This window comes from Lancefieldella sp. Marseille-Q7238, assembly GCF_949152215.1.
Lineage (GTDB): Bacteria > Actinomycetota > Coriobacteriia > Coriobacteriales > Atopobiaceae > Lancefieldella.
Genome location: NZ_OX424407.1, coordinates 401,417 through 421,678, shown reverse-complemented (window position 1 = coordinate 421,678; position 20,262 = coordinate 401,417). Strand labels below are relative to the sequence as shown.

At 52.9% G+C, this 20,262-nt stretch carries 14 protein-coding genes; 11 read left to right on the top strand and 3 right to left on the bottom strand.

Annotated elements, in window-relative coordinates:
• Nucleotides 1-339: 339 nt before the first annotated feature.
• Entirely contained in the window at nt 340-1,335 is a 996-nt protein-coding gene (locus QM016_RS01910; RefSeq protein WP_016476817.1) for an AraC family transcriptional regulator, read from the bottom strand.
• 211 nt (nt 1,336-1,546) lie between these two features.
• On the opposite strand from QM016_RS01910, the gene QM016_RS01905 reads away from it, so the two are divergent.
• The 9 genes from QM016_RS01905 to QM016_RS01865 all read left to right on the top strand — a co-directional run bounded on the left by QM016_RS01905 (nt 1,547) and on the right by QM016_RS01865 (nt 13,785).
• Entirely contained in the window at nt 1,547-2,965 is a 1,419-nt protein-coding gene (locus QM016_RS01905; RefSeq protein WP_016476818.1) for a PTS transporter subunit EIIC, read from the top strand.
• 77 nt (nt 2,966-3,042) lie between these two features.
• Nucleotides 3,043-4,524 (top strand): family 1 glycosylhydrolase, encoded by a 1,482-nt coding sequence (locus QM016_RS01900; protein ID WP_035433584.1) that lies wholly within the window; start codon nt 3,043-3,045, stop codon nt 4,522-4,524.
• Nucleotides 4,525-4,895: 371 nt separating this feature from the next.
• Entirely contained in the window at nt 4,896-8,726 is a 3,831-nt protein-coding gene (gene dnaE, locus QM016_RS01895) for a DNA polymerase III subunit alpha (RefSeq protein WP_282709973.1), read from the top strand.
• Between the two features lie 167 nt (nt 8,727-8,893).
• Nucleotides 8,894-9,274, top strand: coding sequence for a desulfoferrodoxin family protein (locus tag QM016_RS01890; RefSeq protein WP_016476821.1), 381 nt, complete (start codon nt 8,894-8,896; stop codon nt 9,272-9,274).
• 139 nt (nt 9,275-9,413) lie between these two features.
• Nucleotides 9,414-11,111 (top strand): carbon-nitrogen hydrolase family protein, encoded by a 1,698-nt coding sequence (locus tag QM016_RS01885; protein ID WP_282709972.1) that lies wholly within the window; start codon nt 9,414-9,416, stop codon nt 11,109-11,111.
• A gap of 55 nt (nt 11,112-11,166) precedes the next feature.
• Nucleotides 11,167-11,670, top strand: coding sequence for a crossover junction endodeoxyribonuclease RuvC (gene ruvC, locus QM016_RS01880; RefSeq protein ID WP_016476823.1), 504 nt, complete (start codon nt 11,167-11,169; stop codon nt 11,668-11,670).
• A complete protein-coding gene (gene ruvA, locus QM016_RS01875) occupies nt 11,667-12,305 on the top strand; it encodes a Holliday junction branch migration protein RuvA (RefSeq protein WP_016476824.1) in 639 nt (212 codons plus the stop codon). Before ruvC ends, ruvA begins: the two co-directional genes overlap by 4 nt.
• Nucleotides 12,305-13,378 (top strand): Holliday junction branch migration DNA helicase RuvB, encoded by a 1,074-nt coding sequence (ruvB, locus tag QM016_RS01870; protein WP_016476825.1) that lies wholly within the window; start codon nt 12,305-12,307, stop codon nt 13,376-13,378. Before ruvA ends, ruvB begins: the two co-directional genes overlap by 1 nt.
• 8 nt (nt 13,379-13,386) lie before the next feature.
• The gene (locus tag QM016_RS01865; protein ID WP_282709971.1) at nt 13,387-13,785 is read left to right on the top strand and encodes a hypothetical protein; all 399 of its coding nucleotides are present in this window, start codon (nt 13,387-13,389) and stop codon (nt 13,783-13,785) included.
• 25 nt (nt 13,786-13,810) lie between these two features.
• Here QM016_RS01865 and QM016_RS01860 read toward each other — a convergent pair whose 3' ends face one another.
• Nucleotides 13,811-15,928, bottom strand: a complete 2,118-nt coding sequence (locus QM016_RS01860) for a L,D-transpeptidase family protein (RefSeq protein ID WP_282709970.1) — start codon at nt 15,926-15,928, stop codon at nt 13,811-13,813.
• Nucleotides 15,929-16,243: 315 nt separating this feature from the next.
• Between QM016_RS01860 and QM016_RS01855 the strand changes: the two genes are divergently transcribed.
• The gene (locus QM016_RS01855; RefSeq protein WP_016476828.1) at nt 16,244-16,447 is read left to right on the top strand and encodes a cold-shock protein; all 204 of its coding nucleotides are present in this window, start codon (nt 16,244-16,246) and stop codon (nt 16,445-16,447) included.
• Between the two features lie 92 nt (nt 16,448-16,539).
• On the opposite strand, the gene QM016_RS01850 is transcribed toward QM016_RS01855, so the two are convergent.
• Nucleotides 16,540-17,229, bottom strand: a complete 690-nt coding sequence (locus QM016_RS01850; protein ID WP_282709968.1) for an HAD family phosphatase — start codon at nt 17,227-17,229, stop codon at nt 16,540-16,542.
• Between the two features lie 117 nt (nt 17,230-17,346).
• On the opposite strand from QM016_RS01850, the gene QM016_RS01845 reads away from it, so the two are divergent.
• On the top strand, nt 17,347-20,175 hold the full coding sequence (locus QM016_RS01845; RefSeq protein ID WP_282709967.1) for an N-acetylmuramoyl-L-alanine amidase: 2,829 nt from the start codon (nt 17,347-17,349) through the stop codon (nt 20,173-20,175).
• The last annotated feature ends 87 nt before the right edge of the window (nt 20,176-20,262 follow it).

The window sequence follows — 20,262 nt, the reverse complement described above, 5'->3', positions numbered from 1 at the left end:
ATACTCCTTTACGGCTTGAATGACAGAACCGTTTAAGTATATGCCCAGAGGCAGCGATCAATTTCAAAGAGTTACCTTATAGAAACTTAGTCCGTTTGACCGCGAAGGGCCATGCAGGCCTGCTGCCCCTTTCGAAGTGGACGGAGCTTGCCGTGCGGAGTAAGATCCTCGGCGACATCTGCGCATCCATCGCGGTCGTGCAGACGAGGTCCGTCATCGCGGAGGCGGGACTCAAGGCATCGCCGACGGCGCTTTGGGGGAGGTCCTCGTCGCTCGTGCTGTCTCTTGCTCCGGGAAGCTGTCCCTGAGATGTCTGGGCACTGGGGCTTGGTCAAGCCTTCAGAGGGAAGAAGCTCCAAGCCCTGATCTGAGTGCGCCAGGCTTCACGCCAAAGATTTCCTGAAACTTGCAGTAGAAGTAGCTCAGATTCTCGTAGCCGACCTCTTCGGCGATTTCGGCTATAGGATCCTGGGAGTTCTGTATGCGGAAGTAGGCCGTGCTCATTCGCTGGAGGATTACAAGCTCCTTGAAGGTGTGTCCGGTCTCTGAGCTGATGCGTTTGCTCAGATAGTTGGGGCTGAACCCGAAGTGCGCAGCTGCCTTGGCAAGCGTCACGTCGGCATAGTTCTCTTCGATGTAGCGCAGGACCGGCAAGATATCGAAGCTCTTTTGGGACTTCTTCTGGAGGTCGGTATCGCGGAACTGCCGCAGCAGCCTGCAGAACAGGAGCACCATCTCGGCAGCAATGATCTCTTCGTTGTAGACATCGTGGCTGAAGTACTCGCTCAGGATCTGTACGATATGATGGCGGGCTTCGGAACTCATATTCCTGAGCACATAGAAGCTGTCATGCTCTGCTCGCTCCGAGATGGCGGAGGCTATGAAGGCATTGATGATGCCGCCTTCTCCCAGACGTCCCAGGAGCTTGTGCTTGAGGTATTCCTTGCGCATCACGATGGTGATGATTATATCGTCTTCGCCGAGGTATCCGATGCTGTGCACGACCCCCGAGTCGAGGATGCAGAGATCTCCTTGAGACATGCGCACTTCGGTCCCGTCGACCATCTGCGTGCAGGAGCCGGAATAGACATAGAGGAGCTCGGAGGCTTTGTGGATATGGTCGGGGATATGGGTATAGCGGGACTCCTTGCGGATACAGAAGTTCGATTCCTTCAGCAGCGTGTTGAAGGTGAAGAGATAGACTTCGCGTCCATCGACCATGACCTTACCAATCTTGCGATAGCGCTCGGAAAGCTGGCCGGGACCTTCCATACGATGGCGGAGTTCTGCCGGCGTTGTTTCCCGGAGTGCTTGATCGAGCTCAGCCTCTTCCATCATCTGCTCCTTCCAAGAGGGGGGGATTTATGAGGACAGCATGCTCTTCTGCATGTGACGATATAAGACGGAAATCTGCATGTCATCACTTAGATAAACAAGAGTGTAAGTTAGGTCAGTCAAGACAGTTTCTTCCGCCATGGTATCACGGAAGGGGCCTCCGTACACTTCTGAGTCAAGGAAGGGCAGTCCCACATCGAAAGGGGAACTCATGGAGTATGAGGAGCTGTGCCGGAATATCCTCGATAACATCGGGGAATCGGACAATATCGTGCAGGCATTCCATTGCATCACGCGTCTGCGCCTCATCGTGAAGGACAAGGACAAAGTCGATTTCGATGGGCTGAAAAAAATTGAAGGGGTGCTCCAGGTGCTCGATGCAGCTGGCCAGGTCCAGATCGTCATTGGCACGCAGGTCGAGGATGTCTATCACGAGTTCTGCGAGGTAGCTGGCATTCCTGAAGGCGGAAGTGTCGATGCGGACTATGACCCCGAAAAGGGAGATGAAGGCGATATCCTGACGCAGACCATGGGCGGGGGCTCCGATGCAGCAAAGGGAGGCAGGTTTGCGTGGGTCACCCGTCTTCTCGACGCGCTTGCCGCTATCGTCACGCCGGCACTCTACGGTATCATTGCCGGCGGCATGCTCAAGGGCGTTACTGCTACGATCGTCGCCTTCGGATGGCTTTCCTCCAAAGATCCCAACATCGTCGTCTTGAATGCTGTTGCCGATGCGCCTTTCTACTTTATGCCCTTCATTATCGGCTATTCCTCGGCCAATCGCTTCAAGGTGAACCCGGCCTTCGGCCTCTGCGTTGCCGGCATGATCATGTATCCGACCTTTATGAGCAATGCCGACGGGCTGACCTCGCTGCCGTTCCTATTCTTCAACATTCCTATCATCAACTACAAGAACACGATCTTTCCCGTCATCCTCGGCGTCTGGGTCTTCTCCCTCATCTTCAGGCTGATCGACAAGCATATCCACAAGAATATCCGTATCGTCTTCTCGGGCTTTTTGGCCTTCCTGATTGCCGGTCCCATCATCCTGGCATTCGTGGCGCCGCTCGGCAACTGGATCGGTGTTGCCATGGCCTCTTTCTTTGGCACTTTCTTCACGGTGGCAGGTCCGCTTGCCGGAGCCCTCTTCTGCGGCATCATCCCGCTCACGATCATCTTCGGCATCAAAGGCTGGTCAGTGGTAGAGCTCGACAACCTCAGCCGTCTGGGCTATGACTATATGCTGCCGAATTTCTTCTATTCGAACCTTGCTGTATCTGGTGCCGTCCTTGCCGCTTCGCTCAAGCTGAAGCAGGGGACCTCCAGCAAGTCCACCGCTGTCTCGACCGGCCTCCTTGCAATCCTCGGCGTCACCGAGCCAGCACTCTATGGTATTGCGGTTCCGATGAAGGTACCGCTCTATGCCTCGATGGCAGGGGGCGCTATTGCGGGTGCAGTGGCCATGCTTCTCGGCGTCCATACCTATGCCTTCTCGATGCCTGGCATCACCTCCATCGCCACCTACGTGGACGGAGGATCGAATTTCTTCATGCTCCTCATTACGATGGCAGTGGCATGGGCTTCGAGCTTCGCTATCTCCTATGCAATCACCAAGAAGGAAGCGGCATAGAAAGCTGCTTGCGCCGGACCCGATGGCGGGTCCGGTCCTCTCAGGACACCTCGATCAACAGGGCAGGGATTTTAACCATGTACAGGACATTTAAGGCACCTACAGGCTTTCCGGAGGGCTTTCTCTGGGGAGGTGCGATGGCAAGCTCCCAAGCGGAAGGCGGGTGGAAAGATGGCGAGAAAGGTCTCGATACGCAGGATCTGCGATATTTCGATCCGGCGTGGACCCGTACGGAGCGGGCAGACAAGGCCAACCGCCGCATGAGCACGCTCAAGCTCGAACGTGCGCTCGCCGATCTGGAGGATACCGAGCACTATCCCTTCCGACACGGCATCGACTTCTACCACCGCTACCATGAGGATCTCGACCTCTTCCAGGAGCTCGGCATCAAGATTCTGCGCACCTCGATATGCTGGGCACGCATCTTCCCGAACGGGGATGATGCAGAACCCAACGAAGAAGGGCTTGCCTTCTACGAGGATCTCTTCAATGAATGCCACAAGCGCGGCATCAAGGTTTTTGCAACGATGCTCCACTACAATATCCCGGAATCCCTCGTCCAGCGCTTCGGCGGATGGAAAAGCAGAAAGACGGTAGATGCCTATGTGCGCTATACGACGACGCTCTTCGAGCGCCTGGGCAGCCTAGTCGACTACTGGCTTCCCTTCAACGAATTCAATGCAGGGCGTTTCAATCCCTATAACGGCGTCTGCCTGATCGAAGACCAGGAAGAGAACTTTGACCAAGCAATCTTCCAATGCCTGCACAACCAGTTCGTTGCCAATGCCCTGACCATCGAGGCAGGTCACAAGATCTGCCCGGGTTCTATGATCGGCGGCATGATCGCCCGCTTTACGACCTACCCGGCTACCTGCAGGCCGGAAGATGTGATGCAGATGATCCTCGACGACCAGTATTCGAACTGGTTCTATCTCGATGTAATGGCACGCGGCACCTACCCCGCCTATATGGACCGCTATTTCGAGATACTCGGCATCTCGCTCGAGATCGAGCCAGGAGACCTCGAGGCCATCGCTCGGAACACGATCGACTTCACGGCATTCTCCTATTATTTCTCCCAGGTCTCTACTACCGATCAAGGTTGGGAGAAGACTGCCGGGAATCTGGTCATGGCAAACAGGAACCCCTATCTCAAGACGAGCGACTGGGGATGGCAGATGGATCCGATGGGGCTCAGGATCACGCTGCATCAGGTCTATGACCGCTATCAGCTGCCAGTCTTTGTGGCAGAGAATGGTCTGGGCGCATACGACGTGCTCGAGGAAGATGGCTCTATCCACGACCCCTACCGCATCGACTATCTGAGAGAGCATATACGCGAGATGCGCGAGGCAGTATGTGAAGGCGTCGATGTGATCGGCTATACGATGTGGGGATTCGTCGACCTCGTTTCCTGTGGCTCCATGGAGATGAGCAAGCGCTACGGTGTCATCTATGTAGACCAGGACGATGCAGGCAACGGGAGCCTCAAGCGCTATCGCAAGGACTCCTTTGCCTGGTACCAGCACTGCATTGCCACGAACGGCAAAGAGCTCTGATAGTGAGACATACGCTTTGCCGAACCGATGGAATGAAGAAGGAGCCGGCTCTTCAGAGCGCCGGCTCCTTCTTCAGGTCAGATGGCAGAATGCCATTCACCTCTCGATCATGCAGAGAGTTGGCCGATATCTACGGATAACTACATTTCCGTGAGGTGCAAATTTTATTATCAGCCGATAAATTACTTGTACGAATTTTACCTGCGATTTTTTAGCTTTTGGCAGCTAGAACATATGTTTGTATCTCAGGCAAAAAACGGCGCTTTCAGGTATAGTAGAGAAGCGAGAAAAACAGCGCCGGGAAAGCTCTTCTCGTATGGGGGAGCGGCGGCCTCGGCACACAAGTGCAACCTGAAGATGTGAGAGAGAATATGGCCTTCGTACACCTCCATAACCACTCGGATTTTTCCATCCTGGACGCCGCTACACGCGTAAACGATATGGTCAAACGTGCGGTTGATCTGAAGATGCCGGCGCTTGCCCTTACGGATCACGGTTATTTGTTTGGTATCCCTGATTTTGATCTTGCCTGCCGCAAATACAATGACGCGCAAAAGGATATGCAGCAATGGCGCACGGATGTCGAGTGCTTTCAAAAAGGCTGGGACCTGGAGGAACCGCCGGCGGATGCTCTTGACGCAGGAGAGCATGATCAAAGGCACCGCCAGTGGGAGCGCGATGTGTCCATTTGGAATGAAACGCATGATATAGGAGCGGTAAAGGCAAATAAACCGCATCCGCTCATCAAGCCTATTTTCGGCTGCGAGGCCTATTTCATTACTAATGACTGCATCGAGCGCGGTACCAAACAGACGCGCTACCATCTGATCCTTCTCGCCAAAAACGAGGCGGGCTACGTCAATCTCATGAAGATGATGTCTGAGGCCGCCAGCAAGGAGATGTTCTACTTCAAGCCTCGTACTACGCTTGATATGCTCCGCCGCTATCATGAGGGCATCATCTGCACATCCGCCTGTGTTTCCGGCATCATTCCCAGGAGTTTCTTTGCGGGGCAACCCGAAGAAGCTGAGAGATGGGCGCTCATCTACAAGGATATCTTCGGAGATGATTTCTATCTTGAGGTGCAAGATCACGGCCTGTCCGATCCCAATTGGAACGGTTTTGACGATCGCACGCTTTCAGAGCATATCCTCAACCTTGGCCACAAACTGGGCATCAAGGTCGTTGCTACCAACGATAATCACTACCTCACGCGTGAAGATGCCTCTGTACAAGACATTGCAAGCTGTATCGGCACCGGTTCAAAGTTTGCCGACGCCAACAGAAAGCGTATGTCGGGTACGGAGTTCTATTTCAAGACGGAAGAAGAGATGCGGGAGATCTTCTCGTGGGCTCCGGAGGTCATCGACAACACGCTTGAGGTTGCCGCCAAGTGTAACTACGAGCTTGACTGGACCCATATGTACCTGCCTAAGTTCCCGGACCTGGCGGAGGGGGAGACTTCCGAGGAGCGCTTCCGCAAGGAGTGCGAGGAAGGTCTTGCCAGGCGCTATGGCCAGAACTGGCGCGAGGTAGAGATCAGCGGCATCAACGTCAAAGAGCGTTTTGAGTATGAATATGACATTATCTGCAAGAAGGGCTTTGCAGATTACTTCCTCATTGTTCAAGAGTATGTGCGCTGGGCCAAACAAAACGGTATTGGCGTCGGCCCCGGCCGCGGATCTGCAGCGGGAGCCATCGTTGCCTATGCGATGGATATCACTACCTTTGATCCGCTTGAAAACGGCCTCATGTTTGAGAGGTTCCTCTCGCCGCAACGCTCCGAGATGCCCGATATCGATATGGATTTCGACGATGAACGTCGCCTTGAGGTCATTGATCACGTCCGTCAGCTTTACGGCCCCGAGCGTGTCAGCCACGTTATCACCTACTCAACCATTAAGGCGAAGCAAGCCATAAACGATGCGTGTCGCGTGCTTGACTATCCCGTCTACCAGGGCCAGCGCCTGTCTAAAATGATTTCCAACGACCCCAAAGCGCATCTTTCAAGCGTGCTCCACAAGGGTGATGGCGAGAAGAACGACCTCTATAATCCCGATTTTGAAGAAGCGTATAACTCCGAGGAAGTCTCCCGCGAAATTATCGATGCCGCCCTTGCCATCGAAGGCCTGCATCGTGGTGAGGGAGTTCACGCCTGCGCTGTTCTGATTGCGCCCACGCCCGTCAACGATCACGTACCCACCAAGATGGACACCAAAGGCGAGGTTGAAATCACCCAGTTCGAAGGCCATTCCGTTGCCGATATGGGCCTTTTGAAGATGGACTTTTTGGGCTTGCGCACTTTGACCGTCATCTCCCGCGCGCTCAAAAACATCAAGGCGAACTTTGGCGTGGATATTAACGTTGATGAGATTCCCTTTACCGATCCCGAGATATTCAAGCTCATGTCGGACGGTCGCACAGCCGGCGTCTTTCAGGTTGAGTCCGCCGGCATGACAGCCACCATCAAAGGCATGAGGCCTACGGAGTTCAAGCATGTCGTCGCTCTTATCGCGCTGTATCGCCCCGGACCTCTTGGTGCTGGCATGGTTACCAGCTACATCAACCGCATGAACGGCCGAGAAGAGCCTGTCGATTACGATCCCCGTCTGCATGATATTTTGGCCGAGACCTATGGGACCATGGTCTATCAGGAGCAGGTCATGCAGATTTCTATGAAGATGTCCGGCTTTACGGCAGGCGAGTCCGATAAGGTCCGCAAGGCTGTGGCAAAAAAGAAGATCAAGCTCATGCAGGAGGTTGTCCAGCACTGGGACGACGGCGTTGATGAAACTATGGAGCAGCACTGGAAAAACGGTGCTGTCCGCAACGGCTTTGACCGAAAAGTAGCGGAAACTATCTGGGACGATGTCCTTAAGTTCGCATCCTACGCGTTCAATAAGTCGCACTCGGCGGGGTATGCTATTTTGGTCATGCAAACGGCCTGGCTGAAGGCTCACTACCCTCATGAGTACATGGCGGCGGTTTTAACGTCATTCATGGGCAAGACCGATAAAATCGTCCACTACGTTGCGGCCTGTCGACAGGAAGGCATTAAAGTCAGTCAGCCGGATATCAATGAGTCCGGGCGTGACTTTACCGCAACAAAAGAAGGTATCCGCTTTGGCTTCGCGGGTATCCGCGGTGTTGGCGCCGGTGTTGCTGAGGCGATTATGGCTGAGCGTCAAAAGGGCGGTCCCTTTACCAATCTTCGTGATTTTATCGACCGTATGGATGCCAGCCAAGCAAAGCGTAACGTGGTCGAGGCACTTATCAAGGCAGGCGCATTTGATTCAACGGGATATACGCGCATGCAGCTTATGGGACTTATTGACAAGAACAATCCGGAAAATCTTCTGGATTCCGCCGCAAAACGCCAAAGAGACAAGGCGTCCGGACAGATTTCAATGTTTGATATTTTCTCGGACATAGAAGGCTCCGGATTTACGGAGAGTTTTCCCGAGCCCGATGGCGTGGAATGGGAGCGCCGCTTTAAGCTTGACCAAGAATTTGACGTGCTGGGCATCTACGTTTCGGATCATCCGCTGACGCCTTATGCCTATGCGCTTTCACTTGCGCGCGACTATGAGCTGGCTGATATTGACGCGATAGAGGAGTATCGTTCTCCGAGCGGCGCTATCAAAGAGAAGTTCAAGGTTCCGGAAGGGGAGACCATTCGTCTTGCTGGTATGGTAACGGGTATTCAGAAGCGCGTAACCAAAAACGGCGACCCTATGGCTATCGTGACGCTGGAAGATATGGAAGGATCTGTCCTGCTGGTGCTTTTTCCGAAGGCCTACAAAAAGTACGCGTCAACGCTTGTTGGTACCGTTGATTCGGAAACAGGAGAAGCACAGGGCGATGTCATCGTGGGCGTTTGCGGCAAGCTTGAGCGCTCTGACCGCGGCACGCAGTTTATCTGTTCGAGGGTAAGTTCCATTGAACTTAATGAAAGCAATGCGCGGCCACGCGTACTTGAGCTGCACATGCCATCATCGGAATTTTCCCGCTCGAACTACGAGTTGCTGAGCCAAATCTTTAAGAAGTATCGAGGCAATGATTGCGTTGAGCTGCGTATTGAAAGTACAACCGGCGACATTATGCGCATGGAGATACCTACTCGAGTTGATGCGCACAATATGGCTATGATTACAGAGCTATCGTACCTTCTGGGAGAAACGGGGCTTGCGCGGGTAGTGTAAGCGGAGTCGTTTAATTTTGGCGTCTGCTGCAACAGCGGTTGCTACGGGAATTTTCATAAATGCTACTTAACTTATAGCGTTTGTGATTTAAAACACACGGTATGGGTAGTACTATAGGCAGAACGGTACGGTCCACAAGAGGGCGGTACCTTGTGAGAGGAGAAATAATGGCACAAGCTAAGTTTTATCGCTGCAAACACTGCGGAAATATCGTTTACGTCGTCGTGGATGGCAACGTTGTTCCTTCCTGCTGCGGCGAGCCCATGGAGCTGCTTTCAGCCAATACGACCGACGGAGCTACTGAAAAGCATGTTCCCGTGGTTTCCCGTGATGGCAGTAAGCTAGTGGTGAAGGTAGGAGAGGTTGCTCATCCCATGCTGCCCGAACACTACATTGAGTTCATTGCTCTTGAGACCGAGCAGGGCGTCAATCTCAAACGCCTTGCTCCAGGTCAGCAGCCGGAAGCGCATTTTGCGCTTCCTGAAGACCAGCATGCGATTGCCTACGAATTCTGCAATCTGCATGGCCTTTGGAAATCTGAATTCTAAGAGCACCTGCAGGCAAGCGGGTTATGAACGCTGCTTGCACGAGGCTATTACGAGTTTTTTAAGAGCTGTGAGAAATCGCAGCTCTTTTTTGTATTTTTGGGCATACTTGTGAGGGGTTGCTTTAACCGGAGGATTGACTATGAATGTTGCCGTTGCACAAATGAATACGCAGAGCGGAGCTTTGTCTGAAACGTATGAGCGCATGCTGGCCTATGCCGAGCGCGCAAAGGAGCAACATGCCGAGCTCATTGTGTATCCCGCGCCGTCGCTGACGGGACTGATGTCTCTTACCGATGCGACCGTTGAGGGGTTTCTTGACGATCTGTTTGCAACGCTTAAGCAACTTGCAGAGAATCTTCCACTTCCCGCAGTCGTTCCTGTTGCGGTTACAAAAGACCATGAGGTGCTCAGCGAAGCGATGTTCTTGCGTCAGGGGCACGTGACGCCTCTGCGCCTTACAGCGGAGATTGCGCACCTGAGCGCCCTCGCTCGGGAAAGCGTAACCGAAGGTGACCTTTCCGATGAGGAAGACCCGGGCTTTGACCTGCCTCATTTTGAATGGGGCGATTATACGATAGGCATTTCATTTAGTTGCCAGGATCTCGATGCTTGGCGCGATGCCGATCAAACTGCTGACCTTATGCTCTATCTGAACACTTCGGGATATGCGTTGTCTGATGTCAATACCACTATGGGTCTCGGCCTGAGCGATAGCCGTTTTTCTTCCGATGCGGATGAGTTGGGAGCATGGGTTATTGGCGTTAACGCGGTCGGTCTGTACGGAGGGCACGTTAGCATCGGTTCAAGCTTCGTTATAGCGCCTGACGGAGAGTGCGGCATTTGCGCAAAAGCCTTTGAAGAGGACCTCATCTGCGTTGATATTGATTCAGGCTCACGAAGCAAAGAAGCACTCTCTCTTCCGGCGTCAGAAGATACGTCTGCTGTGGGATGGAAAGCTCTCAAGCTGGGTCTGTTTGAGTTCGTAAAGCAGGGCCATTTTGACGGCGTTGCGGTACTTCTCGACACGTCAGTCAGCGCCCAAGTGACGGCGGCGCTTGCGCGAAGTGTCTTTCAAGCATCTCAGATATATATCAGCAGCGTAGAAACGCAAGACCAACTTGAATATGATATTGCCTATGCGCGCCTTGCAGCATATGCTCGCGAGAATAACCTTTTGGTGCTTACCACCGAGAACAAGAGCGATTGGGCGCTTGGCGCGGGTGGGATGATTGCGGCCGGTGCGCTACATCCGCTGGGCGATTTGTATCTGTCTGAAATCCTTGATTTTTGCGAGTCGGTTCCTGAAGTGAAGGCTGCCCTTTCAGCGACCGTTACATATGAGGTGTTTGATTTCAAAAAGAAGGATGAGCTTTTCTCGTCCTTTTATGAGCAGGCGCATTTCGTTGATACCGTTTTGTCGAGGACGATTGAGCTCGGCAAAAGCTTTCATGAGATAGTTGCTAAAATAGGCTATGAGGAAGCGGTTGCGGATGTGTTGGACGCGCTGTATGGCAATGGAGTTACCCGCCAGAACAGAGGGTCATTGCTTATACTTTTGCAGTGTCCATTGGTCGATACCGAGCTGCCGCTCTTTACTTCGTGGAGAGACTCGCAACGAAAACAGACGGTAGAAGAAGATACGTCAACGCTGTTTGACGGCCTGCTCGCGTCGGCGGAGCACGCCTTTATGCAAGCGATTCCCGAACAGGTTGAGATGCCTTCTCCTGAGAGCCTCCAGGAGATTCTGGACTATCTTCGTGAGTTCTCAGGTCTTGAGGGAGCGGGCGTTATGTTTGGCATGCCAAAAATGTGGCGGGGACCGTTTTCGGAGAATTAATGCCTTTCGTATGATAAAATGGAACGAACGTTCTTATCGTCTCTAAGAGGGCAGGATGGTCATTTTAGGAATCGACCCGGGATTGGCTCATACGGGCTGGGGCATCGTTGAAACTCGCGGGTCGGCTTGCCGCGCGCGTGCGTACGGATGCGTGGAAACAAAGGCAAACGAGCCTATCGATATGCGTTTGGGTCGCATTTACGATGAGATTTCTCTGGTCATCCAAAAGTTCAGGCCGGTGGCGCTTTCAATTGAGAGCATCTACTTTGGACAAAACGTGCGCTCGGCTATTCCTACCGCTCAGGCAAGGGGAGCCGCGATTGTGGCTTGTGCTCGGGCGGGCTTGTCGGTTGGAGAGTACACGCCCATGCAGATAAAGCAGGCGGTCGTTGGTACCGGTTCGGCCGATAAGGCACAGGTCATGTACATGATCCGTACGGTCCTACAACTTGACCATGAGCCGCACCCCGATCACGCGGCTGATGCGCTTGCCGCGGCGGTCTGCCATGCGCATCTGGTAAGAACAGAAGAACTTGGCAAAAGGAGAGTTCGTCTATGATCGTACAGCTTACCGGTACCCTGCTCTTTGTCAGTCCCTCGCTGATGATACTTGATGTTCATGGCGTTGGCTATGAACTGGGCATATCCGCAAATACCGCCGCCGCCCTTCCTCAGGTGGGAGAGGCGGGCGTGACTATTCTTACCAGGATGGTTGTCAGAGAAGACGCCATGGAGCTCTACGGGTTTTCTTCGCGAGAAGAACGTGCGCTCTTTGATCGTCTGCGCGCTATTTCTGGCATCGGCGCCAAATTGGCGCTCTCGGTGCTCTCAACCTTTACGCCGCGCCAGCTCGCCGGCATCGTAGCTTCTGAAGATAGCGCGCGTATGACGCAGGTTGCCGGACTCGGAAAGAAAAAAGCGGGGCGTATGGTGGTAGAGCTTTCGGATGTTTTCGCCAAAGACACCGAACTCAGAAATCTTGTGGGTTTGTCGGGTCCAACGGAAGCGCTTGGCTTTGGCGCTGCAGCTTCGTCCCATGCGCCGCTTGATAATGAAGTAACTGAGGCTCTTCTCGCCATGGGCTTTACGTCGCAAGAAATCGCCTTGGCGCTGGAAGGCAGGGAAGAAGCGGGAGCCTCTACGATTGAGAAGGCCATAAGCTACGCGCTGCGCCGTCTGGGGAGTGGTAACTGATGTGGGAGGCAGATGCCAAAAACTTGTTTGAGAGTCCATCACATACAAGACCCCAGCAAAAAACCTATGGTGAAACAAGGATGGTTTCGGGGGAGCTCGGGCCGGACGATATCGAACAGGAGCGTTCGCTCAGGCCTAAGACTTTGGACGAATACCTCGGGCAGACACGCGTGAAAGAGAACCTCCGCGTGCTTATTCAAGCTGCGAAAAAGAGAAACGAACCGCTTGACCATGTCATCTTTTCAGGTCCTCCGGGCCTTGGTAAGACTACCCTTGCCGGTGTCCTTGCGGGCGAGATGGACTCAAAGCTCCACACCACTTCAGGTCCGGCTATCGAGCGTACCGGCGATCTTGCGGCAATTCTTACAAACCTTGAAGAGGGCGACATCCTCTTTATTGATGAGATTCACCGTCTGAACAGACAGATTGAGGAAGTTTTGTACCCCGCGATGGAGGACTTTTTCTTAGATATCGTTATTGGCAAAGGTCCTGCCGCCAGGTCAATCAGGCTTGATATCCCGCGCTTTACGCTTGTCGCTGCAACAACAAGAACGGGGCTTTTGACAGGCCCTTTGCGCGATCGTTTTGGCATTGCGTACAGGCTTGATTACTATTCGGTTGAAGAACTGAAGACGATTGTGCTGCGGTCAGCCTCCATTCTTGAGGTGGTTGTAGACGAGCAGGGCGCCCTAGAGATCGCCTCTCGATCGCGCGGTACTCCTCGTCTGGCAAACCGCCTGCTTAAGCGCGTCCGTGATTACGCTCAGGTAAAGGCGGGGGGTACAATTACATGGGAAGTCGCTTCTCAGGCGCTTTCGTTTTTTGACATAGACGAGCTGGGACTTGACGCCATGGACGTGAGTGTTTTGCGCGCTCTGTGCGAAACGTTTCACGGCCGGCCTGTTGGTCTTACTACGCTGGCAAGCGCCGTTTCCGAAGATCCTTCGACGCTTGAGGACGTATACGAGCCGTACTTGCTTCAACAAGGGCTTATCGTAAGAACTCCGCAGGGTCGCCAAGCCACGCAGAGTGCCTTCGTCCATCTGGACATTCCAATTCCATCGCAACGTTAGGACAAAAGATGCTACAGCGCGATTATATCCTTGAGATTATTGCGGATTTCAGCAGAGCGGTCGCACGCGCTCTCAAACAGGCGAAGGAAAACAAAGACACCGAGCCTCTTGAAACGGCCGAGCAGCAGGTGGCTGAACTGATTGACTTAAGCCCCGAGACAGCGTGTTCTCTTGCCCCCGATTCGCTCGTTACCATGATGCTCTTGTCGGGCGTGGCGGAGTCCGTTGCCGAATATGTAAGCTACGCGCTTGAGCGTACTTCTCGCATATACGAAGAGCTTGGCGAGAAGGACAAAGCAGGCCTGCGTCATTTGCAGGCCAAAGCTGTTGCGGAATCGTTTAATTGTGACCTTGGTCAGGCTCCGGAAGAATTTGCTGAGCTGGAAGCCGAGTGTTTCGCGCGATAGAAGCGCAAAACACTCGCTTGTTTAGCTACCAGATATAGATTTTTGTGCCGTAGGGGATGTTGTTATAGATCCATTTGGCATTTTCAGTAGCAAGGCGTACGCAGCCATGTGAGCCGTGATATCCTAGGCGGCCATCCCTCACCGTATACCCATCGCTGTTATACAAGATGGAGTGAATAAGGTAATCGCCTGTAATTTGTGTGTAATACCAGCATCGATAGCCACTGCCAAAGTACAAGCCCTTGGATCCGACAGTAAACTGTCCATGAGGGGTCCACATACCCGGCATGCCTGTAGTGCAATACCATTCGTACCATGGAGTCCAGTTACCCCGGTAACCCTTATAGACAGCGAAGCGGTTCTGATGGGTGTCTATTTGAATAAGCCAGTTGGTGGCGCTATAGATGCTCTGCGCATAGTTGAGCATGTCGGGATAGTAGCAGGGTTGCTCTACCATAGCGCCATCGGGGCCGGCCGCATAGAGTTTGCCTCCCCAAGACAGATATCCGGTCTTCATGGCACCCGTATAAGGATCAAGGTAGTAATCCTTGCCGTCATCTTTAATCCAGCCGGTATCCATGGCGCCATTGGCGGCAAGGTGGTACCAATAAGCGCCGCCGGGCTTAATCCATCCCGTTTGCATAAGGCCCTGAGAGTCAAGATAGTACCAGCGTCCGCCTGCCTGCACCCAGCCTGAGACAGGTTGTCCGTCGTCTCCGTACAGGTAATACTGACCATCGATTTTTTGCCAGCCGGTCAGGAGCTTGTGATCGGATGAAACATATATCGTCAAGCCGCCAAGGTCAATTTTTCCTGTTGGCTGAGATCCGTCAGCGGCAAAAAATTCGTTATTGATAATACGGCCGGTAATGGTGCCTTCCTGGGTCGCCCAAACCTTGTCGCCATTAGGCAGTAAAACCCATTGCTTTCTGGCAAGACCGTAGCTTTCATCAAAATAGTAATGACGCCCGCCGTTGAGAACCTGCTCGCCAAGGAGAGCTTCATGAGATGGACTATCAGGATTGAAATACCAGGTACTACCATTAGGGGCAGTGAACCAGCCGCTGATGAACGGACCATCATCGCTCGCCCAGGCCCACCGGCTTTCACCAAGTTTGACCCAGCTATTGCGCTTCATACCGGTATTTCCGTCGATGTAGTACTGTCGACCGTCAACACTGATTTCTCCTGTCATGAGCGGATGGTTTGCTTTGGTTGGATCAAAGTACCACCAGGCGTTTTTGGGACCCCAGACCCAGCCGGACGCAAAAGATCCGTTGTCGGTCGCCCATACCCAGGAACCGTCAGTAAGTTGAATCCACTGGCTGGTTGCAAGGCCAAGCTGCTCATCAATCCAGTAAGGATATCCGTTGACCATAATCATGCCGAGGTCTGCGGGATGCAGAGGATTATGAGGATCAAAGTAGAAGACGCGACCCCATTTTGTTGTCGCCCACCCTGAGGCAAGCGCACCGGAATCAGTTGCCCATGACCAGGTTCCTTCAGAGTTTTGCACCCATTCCTGACAGGCCATGCCGCTGTTCTCGTCAATGAGATAGGTCTTGTCACCGTCAGTAACCTGACCGAACTTAGCAGCGTTATGAGGAAGGGTTGGATCAAGGTAGAACCATCTGTCATTTGGCTTTGCCCAACCTGAAACAGCAATGCCTTCTGAGTTGAAGAGATGCCAGCCGTCAGCGTCTTTTACCCAGGTGTTCTTGAGATAGGAGCCATTCTCATCCTTATAGCGAAATCCCTTTTCGCTTGCTTCCCAAGGAGAGGAAGGCTCTTCAGGCGTAGGCTCAGGAGCGGGCGCAGGCGCGGGATTTTGCGGAGTGTCCTGTTGATTGTCGGTTGCTTCTTCGGTTTCCTGTGAGGCTGGCGCGCCGTCATGTTCCGGAGCTTTGTGAGAGTTTGCGGAAGATTCCTGCGATGAAGGTGTGCCGGCGTTAGTCTCGGGAGGAAGCGCTTCCTCGGATTTTGACGTGTTAGCAGAAGATGAAGGAGCATAGGTGTTTCCCTGCGGCATGTTGTTGTCTGCGAGAATCTGAGAGGGGGTCAAAGCGATTGCAATACTTAACGCGATTGGCACAGCAAGTGCAAGAAGCGATTCTCTTTTTTTCTGGAGATGTGTGATGTTCATAGTGCTCCAATCAACTCTGCGTATTTGCTGCGACCAGGCATGCTCGCATGGAGATAGTACAACATGCATAAAGGCAGTACAGCATGAAAAGTAAGGTTCGAGAAAATACATAAAGACGTCTTTTATTATAGGGTGAATGGCTCTCATTGAGGTTCACGAAGAGAATATGCCGTTCGTCGATGCATTTTGCGCTGTTAGCGGTTTCTCGAGCAAATATGCGTTCGTTAAGGTTATTATATTCCTTGTGGTGTTAGCCACGGGTATCGCGCGTAAGCGCAGCGTTTGTCCCGCGGGACAAAGAAAGAAAGGCACGAAATGGCTCAGGGTACTGTTAAATGGTTCAATCCGGATAAGGGTTACGGATTCATCTCTCGCGAGGACGGCGACGACTTGTTCGTTCACTATTCCGAGATTGAGATGGACGGCTTTAAGACTCTCGATGAGGGTCAGCCGGTTGAGTTTGAGATTACAACCGGTCAGAACGGCAAGCTTCAGGCTTCCAGCGTCCACAAGATTTAAGTATCTCTCGAAACGTTACCGGAAAACAAAGAAGACCGCTACGGCGGTCTTCTTTTTTATGCGCTTTTAGGCAGTTATGCGCCTTCGAACAGTTATGCATCTTTGGGCAGAAGTTCAGGATCTTCCCATGATTCAATGAAGAAATCCGCATAGGCGGTAAGCAGTTTTTTATTTTGCGCGGGGTCATCAGATTGTACGGCGCAGGTTGTAAGCGACAGCGCTTTTGCAGTCTTCAGCGCAACAGGCAAGTCTTCAAAGATAATCGTGCTGCACGCGGTGGCATTGAGACGGATAAGGACATCTTGATAAAGATCGGGCTTATCCTTGCCCTTGCCGACGTCGGAGCCAAAAACCATGACGTCAAAGAGCTCGAAAAAGGGAATGCGCGGCTCCATTGAGGCAAATACATCAGCGTCATTTACCGTTGCGAGCGCTGTTTTGATACCGAGACTGCGCAGCAGCCGGATGTACTTCTCGGCGCCCGGACGAAGCACGACGTCATGTTGATAAGCGGCTTTTCCCTTTGCGGTCCATTCGGCAATGACATGCTCAGGAGATTCGTCTAGATTGTAGGCCTCAACCGCCCAGTGAGCTCCTTCCGCAAAGCCGAGCGGAGAGAGCTTTTTGCTGAGGTTGTGATCGTAGGGAATATTGCGCACTTCAAAAAACTCCCGGTCGATTTTTTGCCAAAGCTGCGTGGTAGCGGCTAGCGTCCCGTCAAAGTCAAAGATGGCTGCCGAGAAGCGCGGGGGAAAGAGCGAGTTTTGACAAGTCGGATACATGCGAGTACAACCTTCCTTCAGAGAGTGCCTTCTTTGTATATTTTGAGTTATGAGGTAAAATTAACTACTGCTTGATTTTACAGAAAAACGCTTTACGCATCCCTAAACGGAGGATATATGAAACGAGCGAAGTTCACGGTTGTCACGCGTTTATGCGCGGCAGTCCTGCTGGCTTTAGTCGTAACCTGTCTGTGGGCGCCTCGATTAGCAGCGGCTGAAACCTATACCACGATGGATTCATCGGGTAATCTCGTTACGTCAGATTCACTGCAAAGCGCCATTGCAACAGCTCGGGCAACGGGAAGACCCATTGCGATTGACCCCGGTCACAGCGATGGCACAGCTGGCCGTGATCCGGGTGCTATCGGCCCAAATGGTCTGCGTGAAGGAGATGTGGCATGGAATACTGCCATGCGCGCAAAGTACTATCTCGAAAAATGGGGTATCCAGGTCGTTATTGTTCGCGGAGAGCATGAGGATCCTTCACTGCGGGAGCGCGTCCAGAGGGCGGTTGACGCGAACTGCTGCGCCATTGTTTCGATGCACTATAACTCAGCCGGTCCATATGCTGTCGGATCTATGGTGCTCGTTCCTCGCAGAGCGCAGTATAACAGCGATCTCTATGCCGCCGGACAGGCGCTTGCAAAAGCGATAAACGGCGAACTCAATAAGCGCGCGGGTATTACGACACGCTGGGATTCGGCGCCAACCAAGGGAAACGGCTCGGAAAGTCCCTACGATACCGGCGAAGAGTCCGATTATTTCGGTATTATCCGCTATGCACGCAAGCAAGGTATCTTAGGCGTTATTATCGAGCATGAATTCATTTCCAATCCGGCCATGGAGGCAAAGCTGTCCGATCCGTCGTTTATCGACTACATCGGTTGGGCGGACGCGTGGGGCATCTGGGATCATTTCTATGCATCTGATACATGGTGGAGCATGAGCCGCGTTGACGTCTCAACGGATGCGAGGGGGCAGATTGTCATGAGTCCTCATCTGATAGGTGTCGGCACGGGAATGACCTATTCCTACTATTACAAACCAGCTGGCGGTTCGTGGGTAACCCTTGCTGAGAACACCACAAAAACGTCAAGTACTTTTATGCCTCCTTCAAAAGGTACCTATACGCTCTACATTACTGCGAGGTCATCTGACGGTTCGAGTGTTTCTCGTCAGATTAACTATGACTCATCCTCTATTTCGCCAAGTCCCGGTTGGCATAAGTATGATGCCGGTTGGATGTACTTTGACAGCAATGGAGTAGCCTGCAAGAACACCTGGGTAAAAGACGCTGACGGCTGGCATCTCTTCAACTCAGAAGGCATTGCTGTTTCAGGTTGGGCAAAGCCAAATGACAGATGGTTCTACCTTGATCCAACCCTTCCTCATAACGCTGCTAAGTTCGGTCAGGTTACTGACGGTGACAAGACCTATCTCATTGACGAGAACAGCGGCATGGCCTGTCAGGAATGGGTGCAAAACTCTGAAGGAACCTGGTCATGGGCAACTGATTCCGGTGCGCTTGCCTCAGGGTGGGCGACAACAAAATGGGGTCGCGTCTTCTACTTTGATCCTCATAATCCTCTGCATCCCGCAGACCTCGGCATGATTATGGTCAACGGATATCCTTACTGGATTGATGAGCAGCTTGGCCTTGCAACCAGCCAGTGGGTAACGCTTCCTTCAGGACGCCGTGTATGGGCTGATGGCAACGGGTACCTGAGGACCTCTTCGGATGCCGGTGCCAAGCTGATAACCGAGGACGACGCTTCGCCAAGTCCCGGTTGGCATAAGTATGATGCCGGTTGGATGTACTTTGACAGCAATGGAGTAGCCTGCAAGAACACCTGGGTAAAAGACGCTGACGGCTGGCATCTCTTCAACTCAGAAGGCATTGCTGTTTCAGGTTGGGCAAAGCCAAATGACAGATGGTTCTACCTTGATCCAACCCTTCCTCATAACGCTGCTAAGTTCGGTCAGGTTACTGACGGTGACAAGACCTATCTCATTGACGAGAACAGCGGCATGGCCTGTCAGGAATGGGTGCAAAACTCTGAAGGAACCTGGTCATGGGCAACTGATTCCGGTGCGCTTGCCTCAGGGTGGGCGACAACAAAATGGGGTCGCGTCTTCTACTTTGATCCTCATAATCCTCTGCATCCCGCAGACCTCGGCATGATTATGGTCAACGGATATCCTTACTGGATTGATGAGCAGCTTGGCCTTGCAACCAGCCAGTGGGTAACGCTTCCTTCAGGACGCCGTGTATGGGCTGATGGCAACGGGTACCTGAGGACCTCTTCGGATGCCGGTGCCAAGCTGATAACCGAGGACGACGCTTCGGATCCCAAGCCGGGAGATGATGATGACAATAATCAAGAGGATCCTTCTAACAAGCCGGCGCGGGGCGCCTGGTCTACGAACGTTTCGATCCTTGGGAGCGCGACCCTTACCAAGGCGGACTTGGTAGCGGATTTGAAAGCAGGGCTCGCCGTTCGCGGAATCTCCTATCCGGAAGCGCTTGCTGCGAAGGGCGCAGCAACGCCCGAAGCCTTTATTGATCAGCTATGGGACGCAGCGCTTGCGGAAGGAGTGAGACCTGAGGTTCTTTACGCTCAGGCAATGCTTGAGACGGGATATCTGAAGTTCGGCGGTGACGTCAAGGTAGAGCAGTGCAACTTCGGCGGTCTTGGCGCAACAGGCAACGGTGTTTCGGGCGATACGTACGACAGCGTCTCTGAGGGGCTTCTCGCTCAGTCACAGCATCTTCGCGTCTATACGGGAAACTATCCCTTAACAGCCATTGTTGACAAGCGTTTTGGTAACTGGCTGCTCAACAGGCAGAAGGCAAATCCTGCAACAACTATCGGAAAACTTGCTGGTACGTGGGCTATGGATTCAAGCTACGGAGACCGATTGGTTTCCATTCTCAACCGTCTGTAGTGCAACAGCATACTCTGTATACGCGCATGTAAACGGGGCGAGAAGATTTTCTCGCCCCGTGTTTTATAGGGACAGAAATTCTCGTCA